We start from the raw sequence: 17,581 nt of genomic DNA, 5'->3' as shown, positions 1-17,581 counted from the left end.
CAACGCGTTTACCATGCAACGTAAAAAGCTGTGAATGTCACATCGTTTTGTAAATTCGATGTACATAGCGCGAGAGTAGCCCAGTACCATCGCAAACACCGGAATCTTTCTCACTACACCGTTCAGATCTATGTACTCGCATATCTTCCAGTCTACCTGTGCTTGATAACCAGGTTTTGTTTCGTATCGCTGTACTGCCGGAATCTGCTTTGGCGGCCTGTGCGGCTTCACATAGTCCTTAATGAGTGTGATGCCCCCAGTATAACCCCGTTCTCTCAACAGATGCTTCAACACTTCGCAGTTGAAAATCCCCTGGGCCATATACTCATCCAGAAGAGGCTTAAAGGGATCGAGTTTAGAACCTCTTTTTTTGCCATATCGAGGCTCTGGAATTCCGTTGGCGCGCAAATATTTGCGTACGGTATTTCGGGAGTGTCCCGTAATTCGGGCAATTTCTCGAATACTCTTGCCACTTGCGTAAAGTTCATGTAATCTTATCACAGTCCCACTCCTTAGCATATATCTCCCCTCTGTTGTTTGTTGTTGTTCTTTTCATACAGAGGGATATATTCTACAGGGGTGGGTCATTTTCTTTTCGGCGTTCCTGGGTCAATTATATCCCGGCGGTGACACAGATAAAATTATACAGCTAAATGAAGGAGTAATAAAGCAGGAGTTAAAAGAATTAGTCCGTAGCAGTGTTGAGGAAACTCTAAATAATCTATTGGAGCAAGAGGCAGCAGAACTAACCAAAGCAGAGCGCTATGAGCGCACTTCAGAAAGGCAAGGCTATAGATCCGGCCACTATGAGAGAAATCTAACCACAACATCAGGGAATGTTAGGTTAAAGATTCCTAAATTAAAAGGGATAGCTTTTGAGACAGCCATAATAGAGCGATATCGACGCCGTGAGAGTTCAGTGGAAGAGGCATTAATAGAGATGTACCTGGCAGGAGTTTCAGTACGGCGTGTTGAGGATATCACCGAAGCCCTATGGGGGACAAGAGTTCCACCTGGTACCATAAGTGAATTGAACAAGAAGGTATATGTACATATAGACGCATGGCGTAACCGGCCATTGAAGAGTAGATACCTCTATGTCTACTTGGATGGAATGTATTTGAAACGTAACTGGGGCGGCGAATACGAGAACGTCTCCATTCTCATAGCTATGGCTGTTAACGAAGAAGGCTATAGAGAAGTGATTGGTGCATCAGAAGGAATGAAAGAAGACAAGGCAAGCTGGTTGAGCTTTTTACAGGGCTTGAGGGAGCGAGGACTAACAGGGGTTCAATTATTCATTGGAGATAAATGTCTAGGGCTTCTGGAGGCAATAAATGAGGTTTTTCCCGATGCAAAGTATCAGAGATGCACAGTCCATTTCTACCGGAATGTCTTTACGGTTACACCGCGCTCCAAGGTAAAAGAAGTGGCTGCAATGTTGAAGGCTATCCATGCGCAAGAGAACAAAGAGGCCGCAAGGCAAAAGGCCCAGAGTGTAGTCCAGAAGCTACGGGAAATGAAGCTAAAAGAAGCGGCAGCTAAGATAGAAAAGGGCATCGAGGAAACGCTGACGTACATGGAATTCCCCTATGCCCATTGGAGCAAATTGCGGAGTAATAATGTCATCGAACGGCTTAATCGGGAGATCAGGCGTAGGACCAGAGTTGTTGGCACCTTTCCTGATGGGAATTCAGCTTTAATGCTGGTTTGCGCAAGATTAAGGTATGTTGCAAGCAAAGAATGGGGAACCAAGCGTTATATGAGTATGAGACATCTTGAGGAACTGGGTGCCATGGATGGTTCAAAAGTAACTGCTGGTTAACTGATGCCTACCAGGCGGGTAAATGAATTTGCGAAAAATTATTGACGGTACCTATGGACATGGAAGAAGCCGTACGGGCCCTTGGAGGCAATCCGGATGATTATGGCGAGTCTCAGCTTGAACGGGGAGAAATCGAGATTAACGGTGTCCGCCTGGGAGGCACCTATTCCCTGGTCAGCTGGATTGTCCTTTCCACGAGCCAATATGCCACCTCAAGGGGATTAAGGGTTGGAGACAGCGCTGAAACCCTGGAAAAATACTATGGCATGCCTGATGTAGGGCGCTTTGAGGACGGGAGTGTTACCTGGTACTTCACTGCCGGTGTTCAGCCCACTTTCCACCGGCAGATGGTTGTGACCCTTAAGGATGGCCGTGTCAAGACCATAGAATTCTGTCAGTACTATAATGACTGAGCTTGTATTTGCGACTGATTTCGCTGTGTCCCATATTGTTACCTTATGGTTACAGTTTCCTTAAAACACGGGTCAAACCGGCAGGAAGCTGTTTTTTTCTGCTAAAATGGAAGGCAGGAATCCCCAAAAAATCTTACATAGGAGAAACGATATGAAGAAAATGGCGAAATTTCTGATGGTCGTCATCCTGATCCTGTCGATGGCCTGCCCGGCATTTGCGGCAAACGACACATTGCCCGGGAAGACAGCGAAAAGCGATTTCCGTGGCCTTTGGGTATCAACGGTGGTGAACATCGACTATCCTAAGAAGCCCACGACCGATTCAGAAACCTTGAAGAGCGAAGCCATAAAGATCCTGGATCTGGCCAAGGATACAGGCTTTAACGCCGTCTTCCTCCAGGTGAGGCCCACCGCGGATGCTTTCTACAAGTCAAGCCTCTTTCCCTGGTCCAGGTATCTGACCGGAAAGCAGGGTGTTGCGCCCGACGGCGGTTTTGATCCGCTCGCCTTCTGGACTGAGGAAGCCCATAAACGGGGATTGGAACTGCATGCCTGGATCAACCCCTATCGCGTGACCAAGAAGGAGTGGAACCAGCCCTCCCATGATTTTGCCTCGCTGGCACCCACCAATCCTGCCGTACTGAATCCCCAGTGGGTGGTCAAGCACCCGGACGGCAACCTCTATTTTGATCCGGGCATTCCCGAAGTGAGGCGGCTCATCATTGACGGGGTGCTTGAAATCGTCAAAAACTACGATGTGGATGGCATCCATTTCGACGACTATTTCTATCCCGACACCTCCTTCAACGACAAGGCCACATATGAGAAATACAAATCCCCCGGTCAGAGCCTTGACGACTGGCGCAGGGAAAACGTAAATACCCTGATCCGGGATTGCTACTATGCCATAAAAGTCACCCGAAGCAGTGTCCGGTTCGGCATCAGCCCCTTCGGCATCTGGGCCAACCGCTCATCAAACCCCTTGGGGAGCGACACCAACGGCCTGCAGTCCTATTCAAGCCATTATGCCGACTCCCTGAAATGGGTGAAGGACGGCATCATCGACTATATCGCGCCACAGTTTTACTGGAATATCGGCTATTCGGTGGCCGATTACAGCAAGCTGCTGACCTGGTGGAAGAATGCCGTCGCCGGCACCGGGGTGGATCTCTATATCGGTATGGCGGCCTATAAAGCCGGCGATGCCAATCCGAACAGCCCCTGGCACGGCACGCAGGAAATCGTGAGGCAGCTTGAGCTGAACGACACGGTGGAAGAGGTCAAGGGCAGCATCATGTTTACCTACAACTCCCTGGCCAACTATCCGGAACTTGCGGCTGCCATAAAGGCAGTCTACGCCCGGCGGGATGAACTGGCGGGAAAAACCGGGCTCATCGTGTCCAGGCCTTCCGGCAACATCACCACCAGCCTGGACAAGTACTATCTCAACGGTGCGTCGGATCCCGAAAAGCCGCTTTACCTGAACGGCCTGCCAGTCAGCGGCAGGTCCTCCCGGGGATATTTCGGTATTCTTATAACGCTTCAGCCGGGAGAGAACCGGTTCACCTTCACCCAGGACGGGTATTCGGTAACCCGTGTCATCACGAGAACCGTCTCTTCGGGTCCACAGAAGATGAGCAAGGCTGAAATCCCTGCAAGCTCCACCTTCCCGAGATCGCCGGTCTACGGGATGCCGGGTGAGACCATCACCCTGTCCTGCCAGGCGCCTGCCGGATCCAAGGTGACGGTCCAGATTGACGGGAAGACCTATACCATGAAGCAGCAAACGGCAACCCCCAGCGACTCCGGCCTGTATGCCGCCACCTTTACCTATGACTATACCCTGCCAAACTATGCGGGTAATCCCAGAAAGGTGGACCTGGGCGTTCCGGTCTATACCATGAACTATAAAGGTACAACCAGCACCCAGAAAGGGGCAGCCGTTGTGGGCGTCATCATGAAAGGCGCACCAGTCTATGCCGAGGTCAAGGTACCCATGACCTATACCTTCGATGAGCCTTCATCCGATAACGGCGGCAGGCACCAGCTCTATTCCGGTATGCTGGATGCGGTCACCGGAATGTCGGGAAGCTACGTCCGCCTGTCCTCCGGACAATGGGTGAACAAGAATGATGTCAATGTTTATGATTTGAATTTCAAAATACAGTCCGATATCAAGCAGGTTGAATACGTCATCGGAGAGGGATGGGAGACCCTGAAGCTGGATGCAACACTTTCTCCGGCCGCATTCGCCGTCTTTGACGGAACCCAGGTAAAACTCACGGTTTCGGCAACCTGCAGGGCGGAAGCGCCCCAGCTGCCACCCAATGCCCTCATCTCTTCCGTAACGATTGCCCAAAATAGCGACAGCGGGACGCTCATGACCCTGACCGTAAGGCCTGGGGAGAAACTGACCGGCTACTATATTGAAAAGACGTCCGGCGGATTGCTGCTGCATGTTAAGCGCAAGCCGCAGTCAAAGGATCAGAGCCTTCCCCTGAAAGGCCTGTCCATCATGCTGGATCCCGGCCATGGCGGAACCGAGACGGGAGCTATTGGACCGCTGGGATTGCGCTATGCGGAAAAAGACATCAACTTAAACCTGGCCAAAAAACTTGCTGCAGAGCTGGAAGCCCTGGGGGCCAGGGTATACCTGACCAGGGAGGATGACAGGACCGTATCCCTGGAAGACAGGCTGGCCATGTCCAAAATGATGCTTCCGGACCTGTTTGTATCCCTGCATGCCAACAGCATGGCGGATAATGTGGATATTTCCAAGGTGGACGGATTCTCGGTATGGTACCGGGAGCCCCTGGCCAAAGACCTGGTTGAACTGCTGTATAACCATGTTACCGGTTCTCTGGGCCGAACCCTGAAGGGGACGCATGTGCGCAATTTCTATGTTACCCGCGGAACCTGGATGCCTTCGATACTCCTGGAAACCGGTTTTGTGCCCAACCCGCAGGAGTTTGAGTGGCTGACAGACGAAGCAGAGCAAACCCGGCTTGCCAAAAGCATTGCCGAAGCCATTACTGCCTATTTCAGGGAATAAACCGGGAAAGGTAAGAAAAGAGCGGTGGGGAGACGGAGCCCCGCCGCTTTTTTGATGCGCCTTAAGCGGATTTCATCTTTACGGAGGCCGGCGTATGATTTATGATTATAAGCAAACCTGAACACAGGAAAAAGGAGCTCTGGTATGACCATGGACACCGAAATGATCAAATATGTAAAGAACGATAAATTTGCCGAATTTATAGGCCTTGAGCTGGTTTCGGCGGAGCCCGGGCACGCGGTTGTCCGTATGGCGGTGGGCCCCCACCATCTCAACGGGGTGGGCTTTGTGCAGGGCGGTGCCATCTTCACCCTGGCGGATTATGCCTTTGCCGCCGCATCCAACGCAAAAGGAACCGTCACCCTCGGCATCAACGCCAACATCTCCTATTTCAGAACGCCCAAGGGTAAGGTGCTGACGGCCGAGGCCAAAGAGGTATCCTCCACCAACAGGCTCTGCTCCTATAACGTGGATATTTACGATGAAGACAACAGCCTCATCGCCAGGCTCACGGCCACCGGTTACATGAAGAAACCCTGAAGGCTTCAGAAAAGGCGTCAGCTGCTTGCCGTATCTTTCAGGTGTGATGATTCCCGGCGGGGGCCTGGCAGTGTAAGGCAAAACCCGGCGGGGAAATCCATATCAGTAAGGGGGAAGCATTTCAGGTGCTTCCCCTCATTGCGCAAGCGCAGAGCCGGGTTTCAACGGCTGTCCGGTATTGCATGGCCGATGGGTGCGCTTCCGATTTGCCGGGAAACCCGCTGGTCTTTGCTGTTTTTATGTGTAATAGTATAATGGGGATAAAATGATTGCCAAGGACGTGTGACAAATGAAGAAGATCGTGATGACAGGCGGGGGAACATCAGGTCATGTTACCCCGAATATTGCGCTGATACCCGAGCTTAAGGCCCTGGGCTACCATATAGAATACATTGGCTCAAAAAACGGCATGGAAAAGCAGCTGATAGAGGCTGAGGGTATTCCTTACCACAGTATCAGCACCGGCAAGCTGAGACGGTATTTCAGCCTGGAGAATTTTGCCGATGCCTTCCGGGTGATGGGCGGGCTCACCCAGTCGGTGTCGCTGATGAGGAAGATACGGCCGGATATCGTGTTCAGCAAGGGCGGGTTTGTCTCCTGTCCCGTAGTCTGGGCAGCCTGGCTCTGCGGGATTCCGGTGGTGATCCATGAGTCCGACATCACGCCCGGCCTGACCAATAAGCTCTCCATGCCCTTTGCCAGAAAGGTCTGCTACACCTTCCCGGAATCGAAAAGCCATATCCCGCAGGAGAAAGGAGTGCTGACCGGTATTCCCATCCGAAAGTCCCTGCTGGAAGGGAATAGGGCGGAAGGCCGTATGATCTGCGGGTTTGAAGATAACAAGCCCACCCTTTTGGTCATCGGCGGAAGCCAGGGAGCGGTGCGCATCAATGAAGCCGTCAGAAAAAGCCTGGGGCGGCTGATGAAGGATTTCAATATCTGCCACATCTGCGGCAAGGGCAACGTGGATGATCAATACCGCAGCGTGAAAGGCTATAAACAGTTTGAGTATATCCGGGAGGAACTGCCCCACCTTTTTGCCCTCGCGGACATCGTGGTGTCGAGAGCAGGGGCCACTACCCTGTTTGAGCTTCTGGCCCTCAAAAAGCCGAGCCTGCTGATCCCGCTTTCCCGGCAGGCCAGCCGGGGCGATCAGATCCTGAATGCGGAATCCTTCAGAAAGCAAGGCTTCAGCATGGTTCTCCCGGAAGAGGAATTGACCCCGGATACCCTGGCAGACCGTGCGAAAACCCTGTTCGAGAAACGGCAGGAATACAGGAAGGCCATGGAAAGAAGCGGCCGGACCAACGGCACCCGCGAGGTCGTCCGGGTCATTGAGGAAACCTATCAATTAAAGCACGCCAGAAGAGGAGAAGGCCTTGAAAGTTGAAGCAGTGATTTTTGATCTGGACGGGACCCTCATCGATTCCATAGGGGGAATCGCCTTTGCGCTGAACCGCGTATTGACCGAAAACGGGTTTCCCGTTCATTCCATAGAGACATGCAAACAGCTTGTGGGAAACGGATTTGTTGACCTGGTCAGGCGCGCCGTTCCCGAAGAACACAGAAGCGAAGCGGAGATTCAACGCTATGTCTCCCAACTGCGCGCCGAATATGACAGGCACTGGGATTATGGCATGCGGGTCTATGACGGCATAGAGGACCTGCTTGTGCACCTGCAGAGCCGTGGCATTCCCTTCGCCGTCGACACCAACAAGGACGAGGGTGTCGCGCGCAGAATTGTGGAACGTTATCTGTCCCGTTTCAAGTTCTTCCGCGTTTCCGGGACAACCCCCGGGATGCCGAAAAAGCCCGATCCTGCCAGGGCCCTGGAAATGGCGGCCGGGATGGGTGTCACGCCCCGGCGATGCATCTACCTGGGTGACAGCGAGGTGGATATCATGACGGCAAAAAAGGCCGGCATGATTCAAATCAGCGCGGCCTGGGGTTTCCGGTCACCGGATGATCTGTGCCGGGCAGGAGCGGAACGCATCATCCATAAGCCCATGGATCTGGTATCCTGCCTGGAATAGGTGAAAGATTTCAGTCGAACAGCAGGATGACGGCCATGAGGACCAGGTTCTCGGTTCCCGTGTTCTCGATGGCGTGGTATGCGCCATTGCCGGTTATCACGGCATCGCCCGGGCGCAGTTCCTGGACATTGCCGTTGTCGTCCACTGTCGCTTTGCCGCTGATGATATAGTAGATCTCTTCCTCACGGTCATGATTATGGATGCCGATGGAGCAGCCCGGTTCAAGGGTGACCTGCGCAAACAGGCGGCATTTTCCTGTGAGCTCATCCTGGGAGAAGATATGCCGGATCTGCACCGACCCCTTTCCGCCCCTCATTCGTTCCCTGATTTCCAGTGCCATGTCTTCCATTCTTTTAACCATTGAGCTTTACCTCCTTCAATCATTCTTTTTCCGCATGAAGATATAGATGTAGGCGGCGCACACAAAGATAAGGACGGCCGATATGATGAACAATATCTGCTTGATGTCGATGGGCGTTCCGCCTATAGTCAAATCTGTCTCTCCAAAAAGTTTGACCAGCTGTGATCCGATGATGGCCGCCACATAGCCGATAATGCCGCTGGCCGCCGCGCTGAAGCCGATATAAACCGTTCTTTTCTCGTCGGGCGTAAAATCAAACTGCAGGTTGAACAGGGAGATATTGATGCCCGACCAGGCGATGCCGCCCGTGATATGTGCCAGGACCAGCATGACCATCAGCAGCGGGCTTCCCTGGAAGGAGAAGAACCACAGGGTATGGCAGACGGCCAGAACGGAGAAGCATGCCATGGTGGTAACCGTCCAGCCCTTGTTATCCGCAAGTCTGCCCCAGATACCGGCGGCAATAACATACAGGACCGAGTTGAGCAGGCTCAACAGCGTGATGACCGTGTAGCTCATATCCAGGTCTGAAACCAGGTACACGCTGAAATAGGCGCTGGCGACCTGGATAGCGATGTTCCAGATGGCCAGCATGATAAAATAACGCACGAACAGCCTGTTTTTGAAAGGAAGCGTGAAAATCTCCGTGATCCGCATCCGGTCCTTATGATGCTGCAGGGGAACTTCCTTCATCCTGGCATAGGAAAGGAAATTGACGATGGTCAGCACAAAGACCACGGCATAGACCACCATGTAGCCTCCCAGTTCATTCCCGGCTTCTTCAAACAGGTCCAGGACCTTACCCAAAATAAGGGTGAATACCGTTGCGGATAACAGGATATAGGATTCCCGCGTGCCGAAATATTTCCCTCGGATATGCTGGGGGACGAAGCTGACATACATGTTGGAAACAGCCGGGGTGATAAAGGCCACCGACAGATGCGAGATCAAAAAAACGGCTGCCGTGAGCCACAGCCTGGCGGACGGGCGCAGGGGAAGAAAAGGAATCACGATCAAAGACGAAAGCAGGAGCCTGTGGATCAGGCTGCCTGCCATGATGATTCCTTTTCTGAATTTCAGACTTTCCAGGGTGATGGGCGACAGAAACTGGATACCCGCCGCAAGAACCGGTATGGGGACTATGTACCCGCAAACGGTATCGTCTGCTCCCATGGCTTTCAAAAGCCCCACAAGGAAAGCGCTGGTTGTCAGGTTGAATATGGTTCGTGCCGTTGCGCCTTCTATGATGCAAAGAAGGCGGTTTCTTTCCAGGTCCCTCTCATCGGGCATTCTGTATGCGTCAGACATTCAAAGACCTCATTTATCGGAACGTATCCCAGGGATAAATGTGCGGTACATAATTGTTCCCGTTCAAACCTCACAGCTTCAGGAACTGTTCAATGTTCAGTATGAAGACAGTGGCGCCTCCTACATTGACCTCCACCGGCATGGCCAGGTTGAATGCGCCAAAGCTTCCCGGAAGCTTCTCCGGTGCGATCATCCGGCGCCTGCCCTTGCAGGTATCCTTGATGATGGACAGGGCCTGTTCCACCTTGTCCTCCTCGGTAGCGATCAGGAAGGTGGTGTTGCCGCTTTTCAGAAATCCTCCGCTGGAACACAGCTTGGTGGTTCCAAAGCCTTCCCTGTTGAGGTTGTCTGCGAGAAGATTGCTGTCTTCATCGCTCACGACCGCAATGATCAACTTCATAATCCATTCCTCCCCCTTCATGGAGCGGGCGGCCCCGCAGTTCCGATATCCCGATATCCTGCTGCGATCAGGCTATGGCATTTGCTCCCCTCAATTTCATTATACGCGATTGCCGGCCTGTATTCAATTGATGCTACACCAGACCGGTGCTCCTGATGCCTTCCTCCCACGGGATTGCGGGCAGGGTGATCTCCATCCCGTTGAGATAATCCAGGTGCGAAGTCCCTTTTTTGAACTCAAACCTCAGCTTATAGGCAAAGAGCGCCTGCATCTTGAGCCCGAGGGAACGGTTGACGGTATTGATGCCGTATTTGCCGTCGCCCAGTATGGGGCAGCCCATCCAGGCCAGATGAGCGCGGATCTGGTGGGTTTTCCCCGTTACCAGTTCCACCTCCAAAAGGGCGTAGGGATAAGCGGCCTTCACGAGCCGGTATCGCGTCACAATACGCACCGAACCGCGCACCGGGCTGTCATAGATTTTTACATGGCTGCTTTCGGTGTCCTTTTTCAGGTACGCCGTACGCTCGGCCTCTTTCTCCCTGGGAATGCCATAGGTGCAGGCAAGGTAATATTTTCTGATCTCGTGGTTTTTGAACTTCTCCTGCATGACATCCAGGGTTTCCCGGTCCTTGGCGAGGATGACCAGTCCGCCGGTGTTCCGGTCCAGCCTGTGGCAGAGGGCAGGGAATCCCGGTTCGGGTGCTGCGCCGTCCTGTCTGGCCGCCGCCATGGCCTGGAGATATTCATCCAGGACCAGTTCCTCCTGGTTTGCGTCCTGGTGGACAGGTATGCCCTGTGGCTTGGCTGCCACCAGGATGTGTTCATCCTCATAGGGAATCTCGATGGAAACAGCCCGGTCATTCCGCTCGTCCCGTTCAAGGTAGCTGTCGGGGATATAGATCTCCACCACGTCGCCCGCCTGCAGGCAGAAATCATTCCTGACGCGTTTCCCGTTGACGCGGATGTTACGCTTGCGAAAAGCCTTGAAAAAGGTCGAGGCCGGTACCCGGGGGAACCGGTCGGCCAGGAACCTGTCTATCCGTTTTTGGTTGTCCGAATGGTCTGCAATTATCCTTTGCATATTACTCCGTTTCAGGGTATACTGCCTGATCCAGCTTCCTTGTGCCCCTGCGGACCTTGCGGGGCAGCATCTGATAGACGCTTTGATGGATCTTGTAGTCCTTGATCAGATCATTCCCACTATAGATTTGAATATATGTATCCACCACAGCGCCATCCATGCCTTTTTCCTCGACGATCTCCACGCCCTCGGCCAGATTCGGATCATCTATGTACTGGGTTGTGGCCTTGGTCACGCTGACAATGCGGGAGACCACCTTGGTCCGGACGCCGGGATACATGTTGGTCCCGACGATGTTGAAGGTCAGTACATTGCTGTCCGAAACCCGGGCATCAATCCGAATGGGATAATCGGTTGTGTTCTTGAACTTCAGGTCCGCATAGCCGTAGGATACCGCCGCATCCATGCCCAGGGGCACATAGCTTACGGTAAACACATGATTATGGCGTTCGGTTACCTTCAGGTTGGCCAGCAAAACCGCGTCATAGAGGGTGGTGGACACCTGGCAGACCCCGCCGCCGTAACCATCCCTGATTTCGCCCTGGCTATAGACATGGGCGATGGTATAGCCTTTCTCCGGGGTCCTGGGCCCGACAACCTGGTTGAAGGAGAACTCCTCGCCGGGGAAGAGAACCGTGCCGTCAATGGCAGCAGCAGCCAGCCGGATGTTGATGCCCCTGTTCCGGTTATTGGGGGTATCGGTGGAAAAGCGGGTGCTGGCTGTGGAGAGCACGTTCCTGAACAGCAGGGCTTCCAGATCCCTGGTCTTGATTTCAGGCTCGATTATCTGTACGGGAAGAGGGATTTCCTCATAGATTTTCAGTTCCCTCTGTTCTACGCGGTGAATGATGTTCCTCAGTTCGGCCTTGTCGATAGTCCGGCCGTTCACCTGGGGCCTTACGGCTGCCGAACCGTCTTCAAGCCGGATGTATTCAGCATTGACAGGTTCCTGGATGATGGCGTCGTAAACTGCATCGATGTCTATTTTCGGCGGAACGATCTCCTTAAGGGGGATGTGCACATACATGCTTCCCAGGCTTTTTACGGATTCCAGGACCTTGCATTTCAGAAGTTCCTTGTCGACTTCCCAGCCCGATACTCCCGTGCAAAGGATGACCTGGTCGCCGGAGATCACCACTTTGGGAACGGTGACATCGGTCCTGAAATAGCGGTTCAGATCCTCTATAACCGTGTTCAGCTGCGCTTCATCGGTTTCAAGAGCCAACGGAATTCTCACCGGGTTTTTCTTCAGCCTGGATATCTCGATCAGTCTGCTGACAAAGAAACCTTCCCTGCCTACCCGCAGGGCCTGATCCTCCATGCTTTTCAGGTTGACGGACAGGCCCAGTTCCCTGTAGCTGAGCGCCTTTTCAAAGTTTTCGGTAAAGAAGATCACCTGTGCGTTGTCCAGGCAATTCTCATAGTGCTCGCGGATAAAGCTGCGCAGGGCGGACGGGCTCATGCCGCCCACATTGTGTCCGTCAACAAACACACCGTTATAGACATTGGGATTGTCCAGAATGGAATTGATCAAATAAAAAGCGGCCAGGGACAGCAACACGACAAGAATAATCCCTGCCAATAGCTTCATCCATTTTTTCAGTTCAATGCGCGGGTTCCTGAAACGCTGAAGGATCAGGTTCATTCTTTTAAACTCCATGACTCACCGTAAAAGACTATCGGTATATTTTATTATTCTATTAAAACAACTACCACCCACTTTCGTCAACTAAACTTCAAAACATCGTCGGGAAGCGCCGGGCCATCCTGTTAAAAAAAGCAAGTCCGTATGCTATACTATGAATAAAGAATAACGAATGGGAAAAGCTGTATGGTTCCGGCAGCCTTTTCGGGTCGTTCAGGAGGCGATGGAGCGTGCCATTTTTATGGAAGAAGCCGAATACGCAGAAAAGAGAGAGAAAAAACGGCAAGGAGGCACAGGCCCTGATCGATGCATCCGTGCTGAAGAAAAACAATATCTCGCGACTGACCATCGACGAGAGATGGACCCGGCTGTTTGTCAACCTGCCCATGAGCCCGGCCATTGAGAAAGCCCAGAACGAGATGAACGAGCTGATCAAGAAAGAGGCCATGCTGTTGCAGGAGCAGGAGAGCCTGGAACCCAGGAAGAAGAAGGTCATGAACCGGATCATCAGCCTCACCAAGGACGCTTTTGACAATAACGACGAGGCTGCCAAATCCGAACTCAGGGACTGCAGGAAGGAAATTGAACGGATCAACGAGCGGATGGAAAAGATCCTTGAGGATATCGAAAAGGTCAACAATGAGCTGAAGGAGGCAAACATCCGGCTTCTCAACGAGAGCGTGCGCTATGTTTTCTCCACGCTCAGGAGCAACAGGGAACGGGCTGAAACCATTACCAGGGAGCTTGAGCGCATCAGGCAAAAGGAGCAGGAACTGCAGGAAGAACTGGATTCCATCAACCTGGACTGGACGTCCTATGCGGTTCAGTTTACCGAACTTCTGGGCTCCGACCTGGTTAAAACGCTTGAGAGCCAGTATGGGCTGGAGGGGTTGAAGCATGAAACTGATAACTCCGGAACAGATGCGAAGAATTGATCGGGAAGCGATAGAGAGAATTGGCATACCCGGTGTCGTCCTGATGGAGAACGCGGCCTTTCAGGTTTCCATGAAGGCGGCGGAGATATTGACCGAAAGGAACGGGCGCCGGGTTCTTATTGTGGCCGGCGGCGGAAACAACGGTGGGGACGCTTTTGCGGTTGCCAGGCATCTGCTGGCCATGGGCTATTCGGTTTGCGTCTACACGCTGAGCCCACCCGATGCCCTGAGGGGCGATGCGGCCGTCAATGCCAACATCCTGAGGAACATGGGCTTTGACATGGAACTTCTGGAGCCGGCCAGCCTGGAAAGGTTTGCCCAAAACTGTTCGCAGGCCGATTTGGTCATCGACGGCCTGTTTGGAACCGGGCTGAACAGGGATGTGGAAGGTGTGGCCCGGGATGCCATTGAATGTATCAACCAGCATGCAGCCTGCACCCTTTCCATCGATATCCCGTCGGGCATCGACGGGCTGACGGGGCGGATCTGCGGCTCATGCGTCCGCGCGGACTATACGGTCACCTTTTTCCTGCCCAAGGTGGGCATGGTCCAGTATCCGGCGAAAGCCTTCCTGGGAGAGCTGACCGTGGCCGATATCAGTATACCCTATGCCCTGACCGACAATATGGAGACCTGCGAGCTGACAGAGGGCGAAGCCGTCCTGCAGATCCTGCCGCCCAGACCCGAGGATGCCCACAAGGGAACCTTCGGAAAAGTCCTGATCCTTGCCGGTTCCTCCAATATGCCGGGCGCGGCCGCATTAAGCGCGCAGGCCGCCTACCGGACCGGAACAGGCCTGGTCAGGATGGCTGTGCCGCAGGATATCATTTCCGTTCTCGCTGCCAGGGTTCCTGAAGCCGTTTATGCTCCCATGGACAGCCGCTGCGGGCATATGTTCTGCGAAGACAATAATGGCCTCAGGAAGCTGATGGAGGCCTCCGATGCCGTCCTGGCCGGACCCGGGCTGTCCTGCTGCGAAGATACTTATGAACTGATCCTGCAGGTGATACAGGACTGCCGGAAACCCCTGGTCCTGGATGCGGATGCCCTCAATGTGATTGCCCGCAACGATACGGAGGTTTTAAGCCGGCTCAAATGTGAAGCCATTATCACTCCCCATCCGGCTGAAATGGCCAGGCTTCTGGGAACGAGCATAGAATGTGTGCAATCCGACCGTATAGGAACGGCAAAGTCCTTTGCCGAGGAATACGGGCTGACCGTGGTGCTCAAAGGCGCCGGTACGGTTATAGCCGGGCCCGACGGCAGGGTTTCCATCAATCCCACCGGCAACAGCGGAATGGCCACGGCAGGCTCGGGCGATGTTCTGGCCGGTATGATCGTGTCCCTGCTGGGCCAGTCGGTGCCGCCCTATGAGGCCGCCGTGGCGGGGGCCTATCTCCACGGCCTGGCCGGCGACCTGGCTGCCGGGGAAAAAGGAGCCGCCAGCATGACCGCTTCCGATATTTCCGACAGGATCGGAGCAGCGATTCAGGCGCTTTCTGTGAACAAGTGAGGTGCAAATCCTGTGAACTATACATTCGACCGTGCATGGGCCGAGATCAACCTGGACAACATCGCCCATAATGCCAGGGAAATCCGGCGTCTTGCCGGAAAGAGGACCGAGATCATTGCGGTGGTCAAGGCGGATGCCTATGGCCACGGCACGCTGGAAACCGTGCATACCCTGTTGGAGAACGGTGCCACGCGGCTTGCGGTCTCCATGCTGGACGAGGCCATACAGCTCAGGAAAATAGGCATCGACGTGCCCATCCTGGTGCTGAACCACACCGATTTCAGGCGGCTCGGCGAGGTCCTGGAGTATAACATCACCCAGACGGTCTACAGCCACGAAATGGCCAAGGCCCTCTCGGAGGAAGCCTTAAGACATGGGACAAAGGCAAAGGTCCATATCAAGATCGACACGGGGATGACCCGGGTGGGGTTCAAGCCCGGCTATCGGGCCGTTAAGGATGTGGTGGCCATCATGAAGCTGGATGGCATCATCGTGGAGGGCATCTATACCCACTTCGCCGAAGCCGATGCAAAGGACAGGACATACACGAAGCATCAGTTTGAGCTGTTTGAGAGCATCATTGAGGAACTCAACCGGATCGGGGCCCTGATCCCCATCCGGCATGTATCCAACAGCGGTGCCATCCTCCAGTACCCGGAGATGATCCTTGAGGCGATCCGGCCGGGTATCATCCTGTATGGCATCTATCCCTCCCGGGAAGTGGACAGGAGCGTCATCGATCTTAAACCGGCCATGACGCTGAAGGCCAATATCGTTCTGGTCAAAGAGGTTGAGGCAGGTGTCTCCATCAGCTACGGCCGCACCTTTACCACCCGGCGCCCGTCCAGGATCGCCACCATTCCCATCGGCTATGCGGACGGCTATTCCCGCCTTTTGTCCAACAGGAGCCGTGTCCTGGTCAACGGGCAGTATGCGCCGGTGGTGGGGAATATCTGCATGGATCAGTGCATGGTGGATATCACCGATGTCTCCGGCGAAGTGAAGGTGGGCGATGAAGTGGTTCTCTTCGGCCGGCAGGGCGAACGCGAAATAACGGTGGAGGAGATCGCCGACCTGATCGGCACCATCCCCTACGAAGTGGTCAGCGTCATCGGAAAGCGTGTTCCAAGGGTTTATTTCAGAGACGGCAAGGTTGTGAACGTGCTGAACTATCTGCTCTGAAAAAACCGCATCCGTTCAGAAAAATTTCCGGCGCATGTATAGGTCATATCGGAACGTGTAAAAATATTTCATGGGAGCGTAACCCAATTTTAATTTGCGATCCTTGACCCGTATCTCTATAATATTGGTAAAGGGGTCATGCATTGTAGAGGTTAATACGCTCTAAGGATGTGATGACCTATGCAGATTAGAAGAGGTGACATCTTCTATGCCGACCTGAGCCCGGTGGTTGGTTCGGAACAGGGAGGCGTAAGGCCGGTTCTGGTCATCCAGAACGATATCGGCAACAAGTACAGCCCTACGGTTATCATTTCAGCCATTACCTCACAAATGGACAAGGCAAGGCTTCCAACCCATATTCCGTTCAAGGGCGAGGCCTATGGACTCAGCCGGAACTCCGTCATCCTCCTGGAACAGGTGCGGACCATCGACAAGAGACGGCTGAGAGAGAAGGCGGGACATTTGGATGACAACCTGATGAGAAAAGTCGATCAAGCCCTCCGTACGAGCGTTGGACTGGCGAATACATACGTGCAGTAAAACCCGTGCGGAAGGTTCGGATAGAGGGGGACAAAAGATGAATCAAACAAGGGGAAGGATCGCATATCTGCTTTTTGCCGTGCTGTTTCTGCTGGTGGCCGTCATCTTTTCGCAGGCCGCCGGAGAACCGGGCAGCAGCAGTGACCCGCTTGTGACCAAGAGCTATGTGGACCAGCAAATCGCTCAGCTGGCCGCAAAAATCAACAGCTCCTCAGGCGGCAGCTCTTCTGGGAACGTCAATAATGCCACCGTTGAACAACTGAAAGCCGATGTGGGAGACCTGACCAGGTTCGTGGTGGATGCGCTGAGCGGTCTTCAGGAACTGAAGGACAGGGTTGCGGTCATTGAGAACGGCTTCACGGTTATCTCCCTGAAAAAAGGGCAGACCCTGGTGCTCGGAGGCGGCTCGGAGGTCATCTTAAGGAGCGGACAAGCCACGGCTATCAGCGGCGAGAGCGGCACGCTGGTGGATGTGAGCGCCGGAAAGGATCTCAACAACGGCGTATCGGTTCCCGTCCAGCATCTGATCATCGCTCCCAAGGGCGACGGCAGGGGTCTCAAGATCACCGCCGACGCTTATCTGATCGTCAGGGGCGGATATACCATCAAATAACTGCATATCTGAAAACTGCTGTCCCAGAGTCAAAAATGATTCTGGGACAGTTTTTTATGCGGAAAACCGATTGTCAAACCATTATCCCTTCCACGTTGCAACAGGTTTACCCGGTTGAAAACACATGTCTATGTTTGTAT

Annotated in this window: 17 protein-coding genes; 11 read left to right on the top strand and 6 right to left on the bottom strand. The window is 53.5% G+C overall.

Annotation, left to right across the window (positions count from 1 at the left end):
• The coding region (locus F3H12_RS07565; protein ID WP_149678735.1) for a helix-turn-helix domain-containing protein at positions 1-519 on the bottom strand (519 nt) is incomplete at its 3' end.
• Positions 520-604: 85 nt separating this feature from the next.
• Here F3H12_RS07565 and F3H12_RS07560 point away from each other — a divergent pair.
• The 6 genes from F3H12_RS07560 (at position 605) to F3H12_RS07535 (ending at position 7,863) form a co-directional block, all read left to right on the top strand.
• Entirely contained in the window at positions 605-1,825 is a 1,221-nt protein-coding gene (locus tag F3H12_RS07560; RefSeq protein ID WP_149678734.1) for an IS256 family transposase, read from the top strand.
• Positions 1,826-1,878: 53 nt separating this feature from the next.
• Positions 1,879-2,238, top strand: coding sequence for a hypothetical protein (locus F3H12_RS07555; RefSeq protein ID WP_149678733.1), 360 nt, complete (start codon positions 1,879-1,881; stop codon positions 2,236-2,238).
• Positions 2,239-2,389: 151 nt separating this feature from the next.
• A complete protein-coding gene (locus F3H12_RS07550) occupies positions 2,390-5,290 on the top strand; it encodes an N-acetylmuramoyl-L-alanine amidase (RefSeq protein WP_188118427.1) in 2,901 nt (966 codons plus the stop codon).
• A gap of 144 nt (positions 5,291-5,434) precedes the next feature.
• Positions 5,435-5,830, top strand: coding sequence for a PaaI family thioesterase (locus F3H12_RS07545; RefSeq protein ID WP_340162578.1), 396 nt, complete (start codon positions 5,435-5,437; stop codon positions 5,828-5,830).
• Between the two features lie 289 nt (positions 5,831-6,119).
• Complete coding sequence (locus tag F3H12_RS07540; RefSeq protein WP_149678731.1) at positions 6,120-7,220, top strand: undecaprenyldiphospho-muramoylpentapeptide beta-N-acetylglucosaminyltransferase; 1,101 nt, start codon at positions 6,120-6,122, stop codon at positions 7,218-7,220.
• Positions 7,210-7,863: an HAD family hydrolase gene (locus F3H12_RS07535; RefSeq protein ID WP_149678730.1), complete on the top strand. Its 654-nt coding sequence runs from the start codon at positions 7,210-7,212 to the stop codon at positions 7,861-7,863. Before F3H12_RS07540 ends, F3H12_RS07535 begins: the two co-directional genes overlap by 11 nt.
• Positions 7,864-7,873: 10 nt before the next feature.
• Here the strand turns inward: F3H12_RS07535 and F3H12_RS07530 are convergent, their stop codons facing one another.
• From F3H12_RS07530 to F3H12_RS07510, 5 genes are all read right to left on the bottom strand, one after another.
• Complete coding sequence (locus F3H12_RS07530; RefSeq protein WP_149678729.1) at positions 7,874-8,224, bottom strand: cupin domain-containing protein; 351 nt, start codon at positions 8,222-8,224, stop codon at positions 7,874-7,876.
• A gap of 15 nt (positions 8,225-8,239) precedes the next feature.
• Entirely contained in the window at positions 8,240-9,532 is a 1,293-nt protein-coding gene (locus F3H12_RS07525; protein ID WP_149678728.1) for an MFS transporter, read from the bottom strand.
• A gap of 70 nt (positions 9,533-9,602) precedes the next feature.
• Positions 9,603-9,932, bottom strand: a complete 330-nt coding sequence (locus tag F3H12_RS07520; RefSeq protein WP_149678727.1) for a cyclic-di-AMP receptor — start codon at positions 9,930-9,932, stop codon at positions 9,603-9,605.
• 133 nt (positions 9,933-10,065) lie between these two features.
• Positions 10,066-11,013 (bottom strand): RluA family pseudouridine synthase, encoded by a 948-nt coding sequence (locus tag F3H12_RS07515; RefSeq protein WP_149678726.1) that lies wholly within the window; start codon positions 11,011-11,013, stop codon positions 10,066-10,068.
• Between the two features lies 1 nt (position 11,014).
• Positions 11,015-12,658 carry a VanW family protein gene (locus F3H12_RS07510; protein WP_188118426.1) on the bottom strand — a complete coding sequence of 548 codons (1,644 nt, stop codon included), beginning with the start codon at positions 12,656-12,658 and terminating at the stop codon, positions 11,015-11,017.
• Positions 12,659-12,888: 230 nt separating this feature from the next.
• Between F3H12_RS07510 and F3H12_RS07505 the strand changes: the two genes are divergently transcribed.
• The 5 genes from F3H12_RS07505 (at position 12,889) to F3H12_RS07485 (ending at position 17,441) form a co-directional block, all read left to right on the top strand.
• On the top strand, positions 12,889-13,593 hold the full coding sequence (locus tag F3H12_RS07505; RefSeq protein ID WP_149678724.1) for a hypothetical protein: 705 nt from the start codon (positions 12,889-12,891) through the stop codon (positions 13,591-13,593).
• Positions 13,556-15,106: an NAD(P)H-hydrate dehydratase gene (locus F3H12_RS07500; RefSeq protein ID WP_149678723.1), complete on the top strand. Its 1,551-nt coding sequence runs from the start codon at positions 13,556-13,558 to the stop codon at positions 15,104-15,106. The genes F3H12_RS07505 and F3H12_RS07500 overlap by 38 nt, the downstream gene beginning before the upstream one ends.
• A gap of 12 nt (positions 15,107-15,118) precedes the next feature.
• On the top strand, positions 15,119-16,288 hold the full coding sequence (gene alr, locus F3H12_RS07495; protein WP_149678722.1) for an alanine racemase: 1,170 nt from the start codon (positions 15,119-15,121) through the stop codon (positions 16,286-16,288).
• 180 nt (positions 16,289-16,468) lie between these two features.
• On the top strand, positions 16,469-16,828 hold the full coding sequence (locus tag F3H12_RS07490) for a type II toxin-antitoxin system PemK/MazF family toxin (RefSeq protein ID WP_149678721.1): 360 nt from the start codon (positions 16,469-16,471) through the stop codon (positions 16,826-16,828).
• A gap of 37 nt (positions 16,829-16,865) precedes the next feature.
• Positions 16,866-17,441 carry a hypothetical protein gene (locus F3H12_RS07485; RefSeq protein ID WP_149678720.1) on the top strand — a complete coding sequence of 192 codons (576 nt, stop codon included), beginning with the start codon at positions 16,866-16,868 and terminating at the stop codon, positions 17,439-17,441.
• Positions 17,442-17,581: the final 140 nt, after the last annotated feature.

Origin of the sequence: Thermoclostridium caenicola, assembly GCF_900142095.1 — a bacterium.
GTDB lineage: Bacteria > Bacillota > Clostridia > DSM-8532 > DSM-8532 > Thermoclostridium_A > Thermoclostridium_A caenicola.
This window is presented reverse-complemented; position numbering and strand designations above follow the sequence as displayed.

Excerpts from the sequence above, each read along its gene's own strand:
- F3H12_RS07515 (WP_149678726.1), bottom strand. The coding sequence starts at position 11,013 with ATGCAAAGGATAATTGCAGACCATTCGGACAACCAAAAACGGATAGAC.
- F3H12_RS07530 (WP_149678729.1), bottom strand. The coding sequence starts at position 8,224 with ATGGTTAAAAGAATGGAAGACATGGCACTGGAAATCAGGGAACGAATG.
- F3H12_RS07545 (WP_340162578.1), top strand. The coding sequence starts at position 5,435 with ATGACCATGGACACCGAAATGATCAAATATGTAAAGAACGATAAATTT.
- F3H12_RS07550 (WP_188118427.1), top strand. The coding sequence starts at position 2,390 with ATGAAGAAAATGGCGAAATTTCTGATGGTCGTCATCCTGATCCTGTCG.
- F3H12_RS07510 (WP_188118426.1), bottom strand. The coding sequence starts at position 12,658 with ATGAACCTGATCCTTCAGCGTTTCAGGAACCCGCGCATTGAACTGAAA.
- F3H12_RS07540 (WP_149678731.1), top strand. The coding sequence starts at position 6,120 with ATGAAGAAGATCGTGATGACAGGCGGGGGAACATCAGGTCATGTTACC.
- F3H12_RS07485 (WP_149678720.1), top strand. The coding sequence starts at position 16,866 with ATGAATCAAACAAGGGGAAGGATCGCATATCTGCTTTTTGCCGTGCTG.
- F3H12_RS07555 (WP_149678733.1), top strand. The coding sequence starts at position 1,879 with ATGGACATGGAAGAAGCCGTACGGGCCCTTGGAGGCAATCCGGATGAT.
- F3H12_RS07520 (WP_149678727.1), bottom strand. The coding sequence starts at position 9,932 with ATGAAGTTGATCATTGCGGTCGTGAGCGATGAAGACAGCAATCTTCTC.
- F3H12_RS07490 (WP_149678721.1), top strand. The coding sequence starts at position 16,469 with ATGCAGATTAGAAGAGGTGACATCTTCTATGCCGACCTGAGCCCGGTG.
- F3H12_RS07525 (WP_149678728.1), bottom strand. The coding sequence starts at position 9,532 with ATGTCTGACGCATACAGAATGCCCGATGAGAGGGACCTGGAAAGAAAC.
- F3H12_RS07500 (WP_149678723.1), top strand. The coding sequence starts at position 13,556 with ATGAAACTGATAACTCCGGAACAGATGCGAAGAATTGATCGGGAAGCG.